Source organism: Streptomyces sp. NPDC051172, from assembly GCF_040682555.1.
GTDB lineage: Bacteria > Actinomycetota > Actinomycetes > Streptomycetales > Streptomycetaceae > Streptomyces.
On the sequence record NZ_JBFBBE010000001.1, the window covers coordinates 22,627 to 37,312 of the forward strand.

General features: G+C 71.3%; 14 protein-coding genes. 2 read left to right on the plus strand and 12 right to left on the minus strand.

The features are described from left to right. Positions 1–144: 144 nt before the first annotated feature. Entirely contained in the window at positions 145–711 is a 567-nt protein-coding gene (locus tag AB0N07_RS00080; protein ID WP_365830400.1) for a methyltransferase domain-containing protein, read from the minus strand. Positions 712–843: 132 nt separating this feature from the next. On the opposite strand from AB0N07_RS00080, the gene AB0N07_RS00085 reads away from it, so the two are divergent. Both AB0N07_RS00085 and AB0N07_RS00090 read left to right on the plus strand, forming a co-directional pair. Continuing rightward, positions 844–2,124, plus strand: coding sequence for a histidine kinase (locus AB0N07_RS00085; RefSeq protein ID WP_365830402.1), 1,281 nt, complete (start codon positions 844–846; stop codon positions 2,122–2,124). After that, positions 2,121–2,807 (plus strand): response regulator transcription factor, encoded by a 687-nt coding sequence (locus tag AB0N07_RS00090; RefSeq protein WP_365830404.1) that lies wholly within the window; start codon positions 2,121–2,123, stop codon positions 2,805–2,807. The genes AB0N07_RS00085 and AB0N07_RS00090 overlap by 4 nt, the downstream gene beginning before the upstream one ends. Positions 2,808–2,861: 54 nt before the next feature. Here the strand turns inward: AB0N07_RS00090 and AB0N07_RS00095 are convergent, their stop codons facing one another. The 11 genes from AB0N07_RS00095 to AB0N07_RS00145 all read right to left on the minus strand — a co-directional run bounded on the left by AB0N07_RS00095 (position 2,862) and on the right by AB0N07_RS00145 (position 14,678). After that, positions 2,862–5,345 (minus strand): transglycosylase domain-containing protein, encoded by a 2,484-nt coding sequence (locus tag AB0N07_RS00095; RefSeq protein ID WP_365830406.1) that lies wholly within the window; start codon positions 5,343–5,345, stop codon positions 2,862–2,864. A gap of 348 nt (positions 5,346–5,693) precedes the next feature. Further along, positions 5,694–6,491, minus strand: coding sequence for an FCD domain-containing protein (locus AB0N07_RS00100; protein ID WP_365830408.1), 798 nt, complete (start codon positions 6,489–6,491; stop codon positions 5,694–5,696). Positions 6,492–6,795: 304 nt separating this feature from the next. After that, positions 6,796–7,506, minus strand: a complete 711-nt coding sequence (locus tag AB0N07_RS00105; protein ID WP_365830410.1) for a FadR/GntR family transcriptional regulator — start codon at positions 7,504–7,506, stop codon at positions 6,796–6,798. After that, positions 7,497–8,498, minus strand: a complete 1,002-nt coding sequence (locus AB0N07_RS00110; protein ID WP_365830789.1) for an aldo/keto reductase — start codon at positions 8,496–8,498, stop codon at positions 7,497–7,499. Before AB0N07_RS00110 ends, AB0N07_RS00105 begins: the two co-directional genes overlap by 10 nt. Positions 8,499–8,544: 46 nt before the next feature. Then, on the minus strand, positions 8,545–9,582 hold the full coding sequence (locus AB0N07_RS00115; protein ID WP_365830412.1) for a sugar kinase: 1,038 nt from the start codon (positions 9,580–9,582) through the stop codon (positions 8,545–8,547). Then, positions 9,579–10,208, minus strand: coding sequence for a bifunctional 4-hydroxy-2-oxoglutarate aldolase/2-dehydro-3-deoxy-phosphogluconate aldolase (gene eda / locus AB0N07_RS00120; RefSeq protein ID WP_365830414.1), 630 nt, complete (start codon positions 10,206–10,208; stop codon positions 9,579–9,581). Before eda ends, AB0N07_RS00115 begins: the two co-directional genes overlap by 4 nt. Continuing rightward, positions 10,205–10,966 carry an SDR family NAD(P)-dependent oxidoreductase gene (locus AB0N07_RS00125; RefSeq protein ID WP_365830416.1) on the minus strand — a complete coding sequence of 254 codons (762 nt, stop codon included), beginning with the start codon at positions 10,964–10,966 and terminating at the stop codon, positions 10,205–10,207. Before AB0N07_RS00125 ends, eda begins: the two co-directional genes overlap by 4 nt. Then, entirely contained in the window at positions 10,963–12,018 is a 1,056-nt protein-coding gene (locus AB0N07_RS00130; RefSeq protein ID WP_365830418.1) for an alcohol dehydrogenase catalytic domain-containing protein, read from the minus strand. The genes AB0N07_RS00125 and AB0N07_RS00130 overlap by 4 nt, the downstream gene beginning before the upstream one ends. Beyond that, complete coding sequence (locus tag AB0N07_RS00135; RefSeq protein WP_365830420.1) at positions 12,015–12,452, minus strand: RbsD/FucU domain-containing protein; 438 nt, start codon at positions 12,450–12,452, stop codon at positions 12,015–12,017. Before AB0N07_RS00135 ends, AB0N07_RS00130 begins: the two co-directional genes overlap by 4 nt. Next, positions 12,443–13,351 (minus strand): amidohydrolase family protein, encoded by a 909-nt coding sequence (locus AB0N07_RS00140; RefSeq protein WP_365830422.1) that lies wholly within the window; start codon positions 13,349–13,351, stop codon positions 12,443–12,445. Before AB0N07_RS00140 ends, AB0N07_RS00135 begins: the two co-directional genes overlap by 10 nt. Further along, entirely contained in the window at positions 13,344–14,678 is a 1,335-nt protein-coding gene (locus tag AB0N07_RS00145) for an L-fuconate dehydratase (protein WP_365830424.1), read from the minus strand. Before AB0N07_RS00145 ends, AB0N07_RS00140 begins: the two co-directional genes overlap by 8 nt. Positions 14,679–14,686: the final 8 nt, after the last annotated feature.

The window sequence follows — 14,686 nt, forward strand, 5'->3', positions numbered from 1 at the left end:
AATCAACCTGGCCCTCGGTGTTTCCACTCTTTGTCGCAGGTCAGGAGCGAGGGCAGACGTGTCCACCCCTGGAGAAGTCGTTGTGCTCCAGGCAACCGACGCGGGAGCCGCCCTCCGCGATCAATGCGTTACCCGGCCTCAGAGTCATGGCCTCCGGGTGGCCCTGTGCACGAAAGCGGGCGGCAGGTTCGCCCATACCGTCTTGGAGCATTCCAACCGGTCGAAACGGCAGGCCAGTTCGGCGGTGAAGTGACGGGCGGGCGGCGTCCAGGCCGCGTGCAGGTAGGCGAAGGTGGTGAACCGGCCACCGGGCGCGAGGACTTCGGTCACGGCATCCAGGATGTACCCGCGCTGGTTCTGCGGCATGACCGTCCAAGGCAGCCCGGAGACCACCGCGTCGACCGGTTCGCCGACCACGACGGCCAGCTCGGCCGCCGAACCCTGCACCACGGTCAGCCGGGTGTCGCGCCGGGTGGCCGACAGCCGGGCGGCGAGCACCGGGTTGAGCTCGACGGCGACGAGCCGTGCGTCGGGGGCGAGCCGGGCGAGGATCGCGTCGGTGAACACCCCGGTCCCCGGGCCGAGTTCGGCGACGGTCCGGGCCTGCTCCAGGGCGATGCCCTCGGTCATCGCGTACGCCAGTCGTCGCGAACTGGCCGCCACGGCACCGGTCATGAGGGGCCGTCTGAGGAATTCGGTGGTGATCGACATGACGGCCATGGTGGAAACGCCCCGGGTGGCCGCACGTCGTATCCCCGGCCGGTGCCCGTACGACTGCGGGAGGACCCCGTTACGCCCGCCAGGACGATGCCGGGGAGCCGGCCCCGGCCGTAGCGTGAAGCGGTGCAACGGCTGATCGAGACCCTGCCCCGCCTGCGGCGCGTACATCCGTGGCTGACGGACGTCCTGCTGGTCGTGCTGGTTGCCGTGCCCCCGGTGATCCGCCCCCAGCCGGGCTGGCGGCCCGTCTGGGTGCAGACGGGGGTGTACGCCGCCCTGGTGCTGCCCCTGCTGTGGCGCCGCAGGCGGCCGGTGCTCGTCGCGGCCCTGGTGACGGCGGCGTTCTGGGCCCAGTACCTCGGACAGGTGTGGGGACAGGAACCGGGACGCGGCGCCGTCGCCCTGGCCGCGGTTCTGGCCACCCTCACGGTGCGTGGCCTGCGCCGGGCCGCCGCGGCGTCGGTGATCTGTGCCGCCGGCTGCGTCGTGCTGTGGATTCCCGCCTGGCAGCGGGACTACGGGGGCCCGGGCGCGCGCGGCGCCTGGCTCACCCCGCTCGCCGTGGGGCTCCTGCTGGCCGGCGCCTGGGTGTTCGGTGAGTACGTCCGTGCCCGGCGCGCCTATGTCGCCGAGTTCGAGCGGCGGGCCGCGCTCGCCGAGTCGGAACGCCTGGCCCTGGCCCGGGTGGCCGTCGCCGAGGAGCGGGCCCGCATCGCCCGCGAGATCCACGACGTCCTCGCACACAGCGTGAGCGTGATGGTGCTGAACGCCGAGGGCGGCAGGCTGATGCGGCACGCCGACCCCACGGTCGTCGACCGCACCCTCGGCATCATCAGCGCGACCGGCCGCGACGCCCTGGACGAACTGCGCCGGCTGCTGGAGGTGCTGCGCACCCCCGACGCGCACGCCTCGTCCGACAACCCCGGACCCGGACCCGGACCCGGACCCGGCGACGGTGGAGCCGACCAGCCCCTCCCGGCCGGTCTGCGGCGGCTGGTCGGGCGCCTCAACACGAACGGCACGCGCGCCCGGCTGGACTTTCGCGGAGAGCCGGGCGGACTGCCGGCGGATCTCACCGTGCAGACCTACCGCATCGTGCAGGAGGCGCTCACCAACGTCGTGAAACACGCGCCGCCGAACGCCACGATCCACGTACGGGTCGACACCGGTTCCGCGGGGCCCGGACGGCTGGTCCGCGTCCGGGTGGAGAACTCGGCCGGAGCGGGAACCGCCCCGGAGCTCCCCGTCCGGCTGCTGTCCTCCGGTCACGGACTCACCGGCATGCGCGAACGCACCGCCCTGTACGGCGGGAGCGTCGACGCCGGACCCACACCCGGCGGGGGCTACCGGGTCACCGCCTCCCTGCGCCCCACCGAGCCCGAGCCCACCACGACGGCCCCATGACCGGCCCGGCCCCCACCCCGTCGTCGTCGCGGGTGCTGATCTGCGACGACCAGGAACTGATCCGGATGGGACTGCGCATGGTCATCGACAGCCAGCCCGACCTCACCGTGGTGGGCGAGGCCGCCGACGGCGATGCGGCGATCACGGGTGTGGCCGCCCTGGAGCCGGACCTCGTCCTGATGGACGTACGCATGCCCGGCCTGGACGGGCTCGCCGCAACCGAACACCTCTGCGCTCAGCCCCGTGCACCCCGGATCCTCGTCGTCACCACCTTCGACCTGGACGAGTACGCCTACGCGGCCCTGCGAGCCGGCGCGAACGGCTTCCTCGTCAAGGACGCCCCCGCCGAGGAGATCCTCGTGACCGTCCGCGCGGTGCTGCGGGGCGAGGTCATGGTGGCGCCCTCACTCACCCGGCGCCTGGTCCAGCGCTTCGTCCTGCAGTCCCCCACGCCCGGGCCCGCCCAGCGCAGCCGCCTGGCCGCACTCACCGACCGGGAACAGGAAGTCCTCGCCCTGGTGGCCCGGGGGCTGGCCAACGGCGAGATCGCCGAGCGCCTCTTCGTCGGGGAGACGACCGTCAAGACCCACCTCGGCCGCATCCTGACCAAACTCGGCCTCCGCGACCGTGTCCACGCAGTGATCTTCGCCTACGAGAGCGGGCTGATTCGGGCCGGGGACTGAACAGCGACAGGCCCGGCGCCGGACTGCCCGCATCGCCGATCACCAGGTACTGCGCTACGGATGGCGGCCGTGGCCAGTGGGGCTTGTTGTGGGTGTCGGTGTGGGTGAGGTGCCGCCGCCGGTGGTGCCGCCGATCAGGCCGCCGTCGCCCGCACCTCCGGTCGAGCCGCCGCCGGCGGTGGTGGTCGGGGTCGGGGTCGGGCTGGGGCAGTCCTTCTTCCGCCCGTGGCATGTTCCGGTGGAGGGACCCGGCGTGGACGGGCTGGGCGACGGTGTGCTCGCGGTGGCGGAGGGTTTCGGCGAGGGGGCGCCGTATTCGTCGCTGCCCTGGCCGAGTTGGGGTGCGGGTGGGAACTGTTGGACGGACTGCCCGTTCAGGGCGGCGGTCATGTAGCCGGTCCAGATCTCGGTGGGCATGTCGGCGCCGAAGACCTTGGAGTAGCCGCCGACGCCCTGCATCGACTGCAGACCGGCGTTCTTCGGATCCTCCTTGAACATGCTGACCGACGTGACCAGTTGCGGGGTGTACCCGATGAACCAGGCGGACTTGTAGTCGTCGGTGGTGCCGGTCTTGCCGGCCACCGGGCGGCCCAGGGCCAGGGCGTTGGTGCCCGTGCCGTGTTTGACCACGTCCTGCAGGACGTCGGTGACGGTGTCGGCGGTCGAGGCGGGCATGGCCGTCGTCCCCTTGGGCGCCTCGAAGCCGGGCAGCTGCCGGCCGTCGGCGATGACCTTGGTCACCGAGTACGGCTCGTGCTGGACGCCGCCGTCGTCGAAGGTGGCGTACGCGCCGGCCATGCGGATCGCCGAGGGGGTGGAGGTGCCGATGTAGAAGCCGGGGGTGTCGTACTGCAGGCTCGTGCGCAGCAGGCCTGCCTTGAGGGCTTCGTTCTCCACGTTGTTGTAGCCGACGTACTCGCCGAGCTGGACGTACGGGGTGTTGACCGACTGCTCCATGGCCTTGCGCAGGGTGATGTAGCCCCACTTCGTGGGAACGTCGTTGCGCTGGTGCAGCAGCCCCGTGGGGTCGGCCGAGTTCGGCATTTCCTGGCCCTGCTGGTTCTTGATGGTGATGCCGTCGTCGCCGTTGAACTTGGAGTCCGGGGTGATCGGTGAAGGCGCGTGGCCCGGGGAGAGTACGGAGCCGTGGTCGAGGGCGGCGGCCAGGTCGAAGGGCTTGAAGGTGGAGCCGACCGGCACCCCCTTGGCGTCGGCGTTGTCGGTCCAGTGGCCCTTGTTCCAGCCCGCTCCGCCATACAGTGCCACGACCGCACCGCTCGACGGGTCGACGGACGCCGCACCGACCTGGACGTCCTTGTCGGCCGAGCGGTGCTTCGGGTCGAGGTGCTTCTTCTGCATCGCCGCCACCGACGCCGACAGCGCCTTCACCTTCTTCTTGTCGAAGGTGGTGTAGATCTGGTAGCCGCCGCGGCCGAGCTGCTGGTCGGTGAGGGACGTATGGGCCTCGACGTACTTCTGTGCCGTCTGCACCAGGTAGCCGGTCTGCCCGGACATCCCGGCCGACGGCGTGTAGGGCTTGGGCGTGGGGAATCCGGCTGCGAGGTACTGCTGTTCCTGCGCATCGGTGATCTTGTGGATCTTGGCCATGCGCTGCAGGACGTACGTCCAGCGCGCCGTGGCCTGGGCCTTGGCCTGCGGGTCCGTGTCGGCCAGCATCATCACGCTCGGCTCGTTGACCGTGGCCGTGAGGAACGCGCCCTGGCTGACGGTCAGTTGGGAGGCGTGGACGTGATAGTAGGTGTTGGCCGCGGCCTCGATGCCGTAAGCGCCCCGCCCGTAGTAGCAGCTGTTGAGATAGCCCTGCAGGATCTGCTGCTTCGACAGCTGGTTGCCGATCTTGAGGGAGATCATGATCTCCCTCAGCTTGCGGGTGAGCGACTGGCTCTGGTCGAGGTAGGTGTTCTTCACGAACTGCTGGGTGATGGTGGACCCCGACTGCACCTCGCCGCCCGTGGCCATGTGGTAGACGGCGCGCAGCATGCCCTGCGTGTCGATGCCGGGGTCGGTGTAGAAGGTGGCGTTCTCCGCGGCCAGGAAGTCCCACTGCACCGCCAGGGGGACCTGGGCCAGGTCGACGTTCTGCCGGTTGGTCGAGCCTTGCGTGGCCATCACCGAGCCGTCGGACCAGTAGTAGGTGTTGCTCTGCTGCTGGGTGCTGGGATTCGCGCTCGGAATCGTCGTCGTCGCGTAGGCGTACGAGAACAGGCCCAGCAAGCCCCCGGAGAAGAGCAGGAAGGTGCCGAGCACCTGCTTCCACGAGGGCAGCCACCGCCGCACGCCGCGCTTGCCCGCACGTGGGTAGTCGATGAGGCGCCGGCCGGTACCTGCCGCATTCGTGCGCCGCGCGGCCGCCCGGCCGGAGCGCCCGACATCTGCAGGACGGGCGTCGGCCGCGCGGCGGCCCCGCCCGTCCCCGGCCCGGGCAGCCCTGCGCGCCTCGGCACGGCCGCCGTACGGTGTACCGTCCGAGCCGGACGGCCCGGTCCTCCCCGACGGTCGACGCCGGTGTTCACTCATCCTCGCCACTCCTCAGCCAGGCACAGGCCCGCTCGCCACTGCGAAGCCGACCGGCCCCGCCATGACGCGTGAAGGGCCTGGCCTGGGACCCGCTAGCGCTCTCGGCAGTTACTACAAGTTGTAAGAGTAAGCGGTGCGGTGCATACGACGGCAACCGGCTCCGCATAAGCTCCACGGCGCCCGGCTTCGGAGGGGGCCGGCGGTTCGCGCCGTCGTCAGGTCTGGATGAACGAGACGGCCCTCTCTCCGATCATGATGGCGGGAGCAGCTTCGCCGCCTGCGTGACCTGGCGGGCATGGGCGAGCAGACCTCGTGGCTCCGGAGGGCACTTGTCCCGGTCCGGGCCGGTTACCCGAACAGGCGCCGCTGGATCTCCCGCCGGTAGTCCTCCAGCGTTCTGTCCAGGTGGACCGCCGTCGCCTCGGCCGCCTCGTCGGGACGGCCGTCGCGAATGGCCCGGTAGATCGCCTCGTGCTCCTCGACCGCGAGCCTGGTACCCGTGCCGAAGGTGTCGTGGATACCGATGGCGCTGGACTGCCGCTGCAGACGCCGCGCGTCACGCACGGCACTGACCAGGAACGTGTTGTGCGACGCGGCCGCGACGGCCTCGTGGAAGTCGTCGTCCCCCTGGTTGAAGACGTCCACCTGACCGTGCTCGAACCCGTGGCGGCACTGCTGCATGGCCACCTCGATGGTGCGCAGTTCGGCCGGCGTGGCACGAGTGGCCGCCAGACTGCTCGCGGACATCTCCTGTACCCTGCGGAACTCGAACAGCATGAGGACGTGGTCGAGGTCGACGGGACGGAAGAACCCTCCCCACCGGCTGGTGATGAGCATCCCCTCGTCGTCCGCGACGAACAGCCCGCGCCCCTTGTGTGCCCGCACCCGGCCCAGCGCGGAAAGGATCTTCACTGCCTCCCGCACCACCGCCCTGCTGGTGTTCAGTGTCTGGGCCAGGTCGTTCTCGGTGGGGAGCCGGTCGCCCGCCTCCAGACGCGCTTCGGCGATGAACTCGAGGATCCGCTCCGCCACGATCTCGTACCCGGGGCGGTAGTCACGCTGTTCGCCCGCACCGTTCGCCGCCGGTGGCGCGGCAGGAGCGGCCTGCTCCGGCAAGGCCGCTTCGGTCGCGGGCGTGTCGTTCATCGGTTCCGCCTCCAGGGTGACTGCCGAGACAGCGACTGATCGCTGCGAAGCCAACGGCATCATACCTCAGAGGAGTATAAGTCGTACTCATCCTGGATTCACAGACCGGACCCCTGGAGGCGTAATCCGGAAAAACCTTCTATTACCTCACTGAACGGCTTCGGGTGACCCAAGTACGCCATCAATTGAAGCAAGAAGAGCCGTACTAACCCTTGAGAGTGCTCCTTGATAAGGCGACTAATTTTCTCGGGGTCTGGTGCACGCTGAAGTCGGCGATGAAGAAAGTGTCACAAGTCGAGACGATCTACGGGATCTTCCGAAGAGGTTCGCCCGAGCGCAGATGTTCCCGCAGCCACTGCTCGGTGTTGCTCACGTGCAGCAGTGCGGCGGCCTGGCTCAGGGCGGCGTCGCGGGTGGACAGGGCGTTGAAGATCGCCTCGTGCTCGGCGAGGGTGCGACCCGCGGCCTTGTCGTCGACCAGACCGCGCCAGATGCGGGCGCGCAGGGTGCGTCCGGAGATCCCTTCCAGGAGGGTGAGGAGCGTCTCGTTGCCCGTGGCCGAGACGACGGCGCGATGGAAGGCTGCGTCATGGATGTTGAGCTGCTCGACGTCGTCGCGGGCCTCACGCATCGCGTCCAAGTGGCGCTTGACCTCGGCCAGTTGGTCGTCGGAGATCCGGGTGGCGGCAAGGGCCGTGGCGAGCGGTTCGAGGAGCCGCCGTACCTCCATGAGGTCCTGGAGCGCGACCGAGTCGCCCTGCAGCAGTTCCACCGCGCCGCCGAGCCCCTCCAGGAGCAGGCTCGGCTGCAGGCTGGTCACATACGTACCGTCACCGCGCCGGACCTCCAGGACGCGGGCGACGGCCAGTGCCTTGACCGCTTCGCGGGCCAGGTTGCGGGACAGCCCCAGCTGGGCGGCAAGGTCCGGCTCCGGTGGGAGCTTCGAGCCCGGCGGCAGCGCGCCCGTGCGGATCAGTTCCCGGATCTGCTCGATGGCCTTGTCCGTCAGAGACATCGCGCATCCCTCCCGCCATCGTGCCACGCGAGCACGTCCGACCTGATCAGCCCCTGAGTGCGGAGATCGTCCCAGAGGGCGTCCGGGACGCGCTGATCATGGAGTTGCACGTTTCGTCCGACCTGTTCCGCAGTCCGCATGCCGAGGGTGACGTTGATGATACTGGGGTGCGTGTGCGGGAAGGCGATCGCGGCCGCGGGCAGGGTGGTCCCGTGCGCCTCGCAGACGTCGGCGATCGCCAGGGCACGGGCGATCAGAGCGGGTGGGGCGTCCTGGTAGTCGTACTTCATGCCCTCGGCGGGCCGGTCCTGGGAGAGCAGGCCGGAGTTGAAGACACCGACCGCGACGACGCTCTTGCCGTGCTCCTGTGCGGCGGGCAGGACGTCGTCCAGCGCCGACTGGTCGAGGAGTGTGTAGCGGCCGGCGAGCATGACCACGTCGGCGGCGGTCTCGCGCAGGAAGCGGGCAAGCAGGGCGGACTGGTTCATGCCGGCGCCGATGGCGCCGATCACGCCCTGGTCGCGCAGTTCCGCCAGGGTGGGCATGGCCTCGTCGGCGGCCTGCCGCCAGTGGTCGTCGGGGTCGTGGAGGTAGACGATGTCGAGGCGGTCCAGGCCGGTGCGCTGAAGCGTTTCCTCGATGGAGCGGAGAACGCCGTCACGGCTGAAGTCCCACTGCCGGCGCAGGTCGTCCCGTACGACGAAACCCTCGTCGTCGACGCCCCGCGGCCGTTCGTTGGGGACCAGGAGGCGACCCACCTTGGAGGAGACGACGTACTCCTCGCGCGGGCGGCCGCGCAGGGCCGCGCCCAGGCGGCGCTCGGACAGGCCGAGGCCGTAGTGCGGAGCGGTGTCGAAGTACCGTATGCCTGCCTGCCAGGCCGCGTCGACGGCGGCCGTCGCCTCGTCCACCGAGGTGACGCGGTACAGGTTGCCGATCACGGAGGCCCCGAAGCCGAGGTCGGTGAGCGCGACGGACGTGTGCTGGATCATCCGCTGGTGCAAGACGTGCTCCTGGAGTGACGGGTGGGGGCGCCGGTCAGCGTCTGACGTGGGCCGATGCGCCCGCAACGAGCGCCTCGACCTCGGCGAGGGTGGCCATGGAGACGTCTCCGGGGGTGGTCATGACGAGTGCGCCGTGCGCGGTGCCGTAGGCCAGGGCGCGCTCCAGGCCTGCGCCGGTGAGCAGTCCGTGGATCAGCCCGGCGGCGAAGGCGTCGCCGGAGCCGATGCGGTCCAGGACGTGCAGGCCGGGCATCCGCGGGCCGGTGACGAAGCCCGTTTCGGCGGACCAGGCGGCCGAGGACCAGTCGTTTACGCCGGCCGAGGGCACCTCGCGCAGGGTCGTCGCCAGTACTTTCGTCTCGGGCAGCAGGCCGGCCACTTCGGCGAGCGCGTCCGCGACCTCGTCGGCGCCGACGCGCTTCTGTCCCGGGTGGGTCCCGGCCAGACCGAGGGCGCCGACCACGACGTCGGCCTGCCGGGCGAGCCGCAGGTCGACCTCGCGGGCCCGTTCGGCGCCGCCGCGGCCTGCCCAGAGGCTGGGGCGGTGGTTGGGGTCGTAGGAGACGGTGACGCCGTGGCGGCGCGCGGCCGCCATCGCCTCGTCGGCGACGTCGACCGTGGTGTCGGACAGGCCCGCGAAGATGCCGCCCGTGTGGAACCAGCGCACCCCGCCCGAGAACACCGAATCCCAGTCCACGTCACCTTTGTCCAGTCGGGAGACGGCGGTGTGGGCGCGGTCGCTGACGCCGAGCGCGCCGCGGATGCCGTAGCCGCGCTCGACGAAGTTCAACCCGTTGCGGGCACTGCGGCCGATGCCGTCGTCGGGCACCCAGCGGATCAGTGAGGTGTCGACACCGCCCTGCAGGATCAGGTCCTCGACGAGGCGGCCCACGGCGTTGTCGGCGAGCGCTGTCACGACGGCGGTGCGCAGGCCGAAGCAGCGGCGCAGTCCGCGGACGACGTTGTACTCGCCGCCGCCTTCCCATACCTGGAAGGTGCGGGCGGTGCGGATACGTCCCTCGCCCGGGTCGAAGCGCAGCATCACCTCACCGAGGGCCACCACGTCGGTCACGTCCTGCTCCTTTCGACCGCATCGGCGGTCAGCCTGCGGATCTCCTCGTAGTCGCCCCGCCGAAGATGGTCGGCGGCGGCCATCCAGCTGCCGCCGACCGCAAGCACCGCCGGGTCGGCCAGGTAGGCGGCCATGCGGTACGCGTCGATCCCGCCCGTCGGCACGAAGCGCATCCCGGGAAAGGGGGCCGCCAGCGCGCGCAGCGTCCGCAGGCCGCCGAGCGACTCAGCGGGGAAGAGCTTGACGGTGTCGAGGCCCGCCTTCAGGGCGCGCATCAACTCGGTGGCGGTGGCGATGCCGGGCACCACGGGCACCCCGAGTTCGCGGCACGTGGCGACGACCTCCTCGTCGAAGCCGGGCGAGACGACGAAGCGGGCCCCGGCGGCCACGGCCCGCTCCGCCTGTTCGGCCGTGAGGACCGTGCCGGCGCCGACAGTGAGGCCACCGTGGGCGGCCATGGTCTTGAGCACCTGCTCGGCGTCCGGGGTGCGGAAGGTGACCTCGGCGCACCGGGCGCCGCCCGCCGCGAGCGCCTCGGCCAGCGGCCCGGCACTCGCGGCGGACGGCACGGTCAGCACCGGCAGGAGACGGGCTCCGGCCAGTACCGAGGGCAGGTCGGTGGTCATCGGCCGAGCCATCCGCCGTCGACGGGCAGGACGGTGCCGTGGACGTAGGCGGCCGCGTCGGAGGCCAGGAAGACGGTGGCGCCCGCGAGGTCGTCGGCGTTGCCCCAGCGTGCGGCCGGGATGCGGTCCAGGATCGCCTTGCTGCGCACCGGGTCGTCCTGCAGCGCCTGGGTGTTGTCGGTGGCGATGTAGCCCGGCGCGAGGGCGTTGACGTTGACGCCGTGCGGGGCCCACTCGTTGGCCAGCGCCTTGGTCAGACCCGCGATGCCGTGCTTGGCGGCGGTGTAGCCGGGCACGGTGATGCCGCCCTGGAAACTGAGCAGCGACGCGGTGAAGATGATCTTCCCCTGGCCGCGGGCGACCATCGCCGCGCCGACCGCACGGGTCAGCGCGAACTGCGCGCTCAGGTTGACCTGGAGCACCAGCTCCCAGTCGGCGTCGGTGTGTGCGGCGGCCGGAGCGCGGCGGATCGTGCCCGCGTTGTTGACCAGGATGTCCACCGGCCGCTCCCGGCCTGCGAGGTCGGCGCCCAGGGCCCGTACGGCGGCGGGGTCGGCGAAGTCGGTGCGGATCGCCTCGAAGGTGCGGCCCGCGGCGGTGACGTCCTTCTCGACCGCGCTGCCGGATGCCTCCAGGGATGCGCTCACCCCGATGACGTCCGCGCCGGCCTCGGCGAGCGCGCGGGCCATGGCCCGGCCGATGCCCCGGCGGGCTCCGGTGACCACGGCGAGTTTGCCGGTCAGGTCGAAGACGCTCATACGGCGGCTCCCTCTTCCCCGAGCGGGGCGTCGTCGGTGCAGTCCACGAGGATCTTCATCACGTCGCCGCCGCCCTCCAGCGCCTCGAACGCGGCCGGGGCCTGGGAGAGCGGCACGACCTTGCTGATCAGCCGCTCGGCCGGGACGGTGCCGTCCGCGACCAGGGCAACCGCCGTCTCGAAGTCGCCCCGCTCGTACAACCGGGCCCCGATCAGGGTGAGTTCGCGCCAGAAGAAGCGGTGCAGGTTCACCTCGCGGGGGCGGGGATGGATCGCGACGAGGCACAGGCGGCCGCGTACGCCGAGCACGTCGACCGCGGTGTCCACGCCGCCCGCCGCGCCGGAGACCTCGAAGGCGACGTCCGCGCCCGCCTCCCCGGTCCACGCGCCGACCAGCGCCGGCACGTCGTCGTCGGCCGGGTTCCAGGCCGTCAGCCCCAACTCCTCGGCGAGCAGCCGCCGGTGGGGGTTCAGCTCCACGATCCGGACGTCGGCGCCCGTGGCGCGTGCGACCAGGGCGATGAGGATGCCGACGGGGCCGCCGCCGACCACCACCACGCGCTCGCCGTCGCGCACGGCGGCCCGGCCGACGTCGTGCACCGCGACCGCCGTCGGTTCGACGAGCGCGGCCCGGTCCAGGGGCAGGGCGGCGGGCAGCCGGATCAGGGTGGAGGCGGGCACGGTCCAGCGCTGCTGCATCGCTCCCGGCGAGTCGATGCCGATGAAGTCCAGGTGCTGGCAGATGTGCTGATGACCCGCGCGGCAGGCCGGGCAGGTGTCGTCCCAGCGCAGCGGCATCACGGTCACCGCATCACCGGGCGCCCAGCCCTCCACGTCCGGCCCCACCTGCGTGACCAGGCCGGACATCTCATGGCCCAGGACGGCGGGCGCGGCCACCCGGGCGTCCATGTCACCGTGGAAGATATGCAGGTCGGTGCCGCAGATACCGACGTAGGCGGGGGCGAGCTCCACCTCACCGGGACCCGGCGGCGCAGTGAGTGCAGGGGCCGTGTCCAGCGTGCGGGCGGACAAGTATCGGACGGCAAGTGTCATCGTGTGGTCAGGGTCCCTTCAGCGCGGACGCCGATGGTCAGCAGCAGGTTGGCGTAGGTGCGGGTGTCGGCCGTGACGATCGCGAGTGCCAGGTCGGGTGAGCGGGCGGCGTCGTAGAACTCGAATCGGCCGAGCGTGTCGACCGGGAGGGGCGCCAGCATCGAGCGGTATTCGGCGATGGCGGGCGGCTCCGGTTCGCCCTCGGGCGGCACCATCACGTGGGCCGCCTCGAGGGGCAGGGCGCGCAGCAGTACGTCGAGCACGGTGGTGACGTCGAGCAGGCCGGGGGCGAGGTTGAGGTGGACGGTTCTGGCGCGTTCGCCGGTGGCGGTACTCGCCGGGTAGTGGCCGTCGGCGAGCAGTACGCGGGCGCCGTGGCCGGCTCCGGCCAGGGATTCGAGGATGCCGGGGTGCAGCAGTTCGGTCAGGAGCACGGCGTCCCCTCCTTCGTCGGAGTGGGGGTGGGGGTCAGGTGGTAGAAGGCGGTCGCGGTGCCGGCGAGCACCGCCTGGGTCTCCGTGCCGGAGCAGTCGTCCAGGAGTTCCTCGACGGTGGCGGCCCACCGGTTCCAGCCGCCGGCGAGGACGCAGACCGGCCAGTCGGAGCCGAACATCAGCCGGTCGGGACCGAAGGCGGAGAGCAGGACGTCCCACACCGGGCGGATGTCCTCGACGGTCCACTTGTCGCGGTCGGCCTCCGTGGCCAGTCCCGACACCTTGCAGTGAACCTGGGGATGCCGGGCCAGGAGCCGCAACTGCCTTTCCCAGTAGGGCAGTTCGCGCCGCGCGATGGAGGGCTTGCCCGCATGGTCCAGGACGAGGGGCAGCTGTGGCAGCCGTTCCGCGAGGCGGATCGCCTGCGGGAGCTGGTGGCAGCCGACCAGCACGTCGTATCCGAGCCCGCGCTCCGCGACCGCCCGCAACGCCCGCTCGACGTCCGGGCGTTGGAGCCACTCCGGATCCGACTCACCCTGCACGACGTGCCGTACGGCGCGCAGATACCGGCCTGCGGGCCCGGCCCGCAGATCGTCGAGTAGGTCGCCGATCGCGGGGGACGTCAGGTCCGCCCAGCCGACCACCGCGCCGATCAGTGGGTCGCTGTCGGCCAGGGCGAGGAGGTCACGGGTCTCGGGCACGGAGGCGATGCACTGGACGACCACCGTGCTTGTCAGTCGCCGTCCGGCGATCGGCCGGGTAGCGGCCGAGCGCAGGGAGTGCGAGCTGAAGTTGCGGCGGATCGGCTCGTGACCGGGCTCGTCCAGCCAGGGCTGTGGCCGCAGAGCCAGGTCCCACACGTGGTGGTGGGCGTCGACGAGGGTCCGGGCGTCAGACACGCGCGGTCCAGACGGGGCCGTCGGGGTAGGCGTACTCCTTGAGGGACTCGGCGTGCATCTGCGCGCTCAGCCCCGGCAGGGTCGGCGCCAGGTAGTGGCCGTCGACGATGCGGACCGGGTCCACGAAGTGCTCGTGCAGGTGGTCGACGTACTCGATGACGCGGTCCTCGGTGGTGCCGGAGACGGCGACGTAGTCGAACATCGACAGGTGCTGCACCATCTCGCACAGGCCCACACCGCCCGCGTGCGGGCAGACGGGCACGCCGAACTTGGCGGCGAGCAGCAGGATCGCGATGTTCTCGCCCACGCCGCCGACCCGCGCGGAGTCGATCTGCACGATGTCCACCGCGCCGGCCTGCAGGAGCTGCTTGAAGACGACCCGGTTGGCGATGTGCTCACCGGTGGCGACCTTGATGGGGGCGACCGCATTGCGGACCGCGGCATGGCCGAGGATGTCGTCCGGGGAAGTGGGCTCCTCGATCCAGTAGGGGTCGTAGGGCGCGAGGGCCCGCATCCAGTCGATGGCGGGCTGGATGTCCCATCGCTGGTTGGCGTCCACGGCGATCCGGATACCGTCGCCGACGGTCTCACGGGCGACGCGCATGCGCCTTATGTCGTCCTGAAGGTCCGCGCCGACCTTCAGCTTGATCTGGGTGAAGCCGTCGGCGACGGCCTCGCGGGCGAGGCGGGCCAGCTTCTCGTCGGAGTAGCCGAGCCAGCCGGGGGTGGTGGTGTAGGCGGGGTAGCCCCGGTCGAGGAGAAGGCCGATGCGCTGTTCGCGCCCCGGCTCGGCGCGGCGCAGGATCTCCAGGGCCTCCTCGGGGGTGAGGGCGTCGGACAGCCAGCGGAAGTCGACCTGCGCGACCAGCTCCTCGGGGGACATCTCGCCGAGGAAGCGCCATACGGGCTTGCCGGCGCGCTTGGCGGCAAGGTCCCAGGCGGCGTTGACGACCGCGCCGGTGGCCATGTGGATGGCGCCCTTCTCCGGGCCCAGCCAGCGCAGTTGGGGGTCGTGGACGAGGGAGCGGGAGAACGCGCCGAGGTCGCCGCAGACCTCCTCGACGGACAGGCCGACCACGTGCGGGGCGAGGGCCGCGATGGCGGCGGCCTGAACGTCGTTGCCGCGGCCGGTGGTGAAGGCCAGCGCGTGGCCCTCCAGACCGTCGGAGGCGTCGGTGCGCAGGACGACATAGGCGGCGGAGTAGTCGGGTTCGGGGTTCATCGCGTCCGACCCGTCCAGGTGCTCGGACGTCGGGAAACGCACGTCCAGCACGTCCAGGGCGGTGATACGGGCAGAGGCCGGCGAAGCGGACGGGGCGGATGACATGGCGGCAA

Excerpts from the sequence above, each read along its gene's own strand:
- AB0N07_RS00080 (WP_365830400.1), bottom strand. The coding sequence starts at position 711 with ATGTCGATCACCACCGAATTCCTCAGACGGCCCCTCATGACCGGTGCC.
- AB0N07_RS00090 (WP_365830404.1), top strand. The coding sequence starts at position 2,121 with ATGACCGGCCCGGCCCCCACCCCGTCGTCGTCGCGGGTGCTGATCTGC.
- AB0N07_RS00095 (WP_365830406.1), bottom strand. The coding sequence starts at position 5,345 with ATGAGTGAACACCGGCGTCGACCGTCGGGGAGGACCGGGCCGTCCGGC.
- AB0N07_RS00100 (WP_365830408.1), bottom strand. The coding sequence starts at position 6,491 with ATGAACGACACGCCCGCGACCGAAGCGGCCTTGCCGGAGCAGGCCGCT.
- AB0N07_RS00105 (WP_365830410.1), bottom strand. The coding sequence starts at position 7,506 with ATGTCTCTGACGGACAAGGCCATCGAGCAGATCCGGGAACTGATCCGC.
- AB0N07_RS00110 (WP_365830789.1), bottom strand. The coding sequence starts at position 8,498 with ATGATCCAGCACACGTCCGTCGCGCTCACCGACCTCGGCTTCGGGGCC.
- eda (WP_365830414.1), bottom strand. The coding sequence starts at position 10,208 with ATGACCACCGACCTGCCCTCGGTACTGGCCGGAGCCCGTCTCCTGCCG.
- AB0N07_RS00125 (WP_365830416.1), bottom strand. The coding sequence starts at position 10,966 with ATGAGCGTCTTCGACCTGACCGGCAAACTCGCCGTGGTCACCGGAGCC.
- AB0N07_RS00130 (WP_365830418.1), bottom strand. The coding sequence starts at position 12,018 with ATGACACTTGCCGTCCGATACTTGTCCGCCCGCACGCTGGACACGGCC.
- AB0N07_RS00145 (WP_365830424.1), bottom strand. The coding sequence starts at position 14,678 with ATGTCATCCGCCCCGTCCGCTTCGCCGGCCTCTGCCCGTATCACCGCC.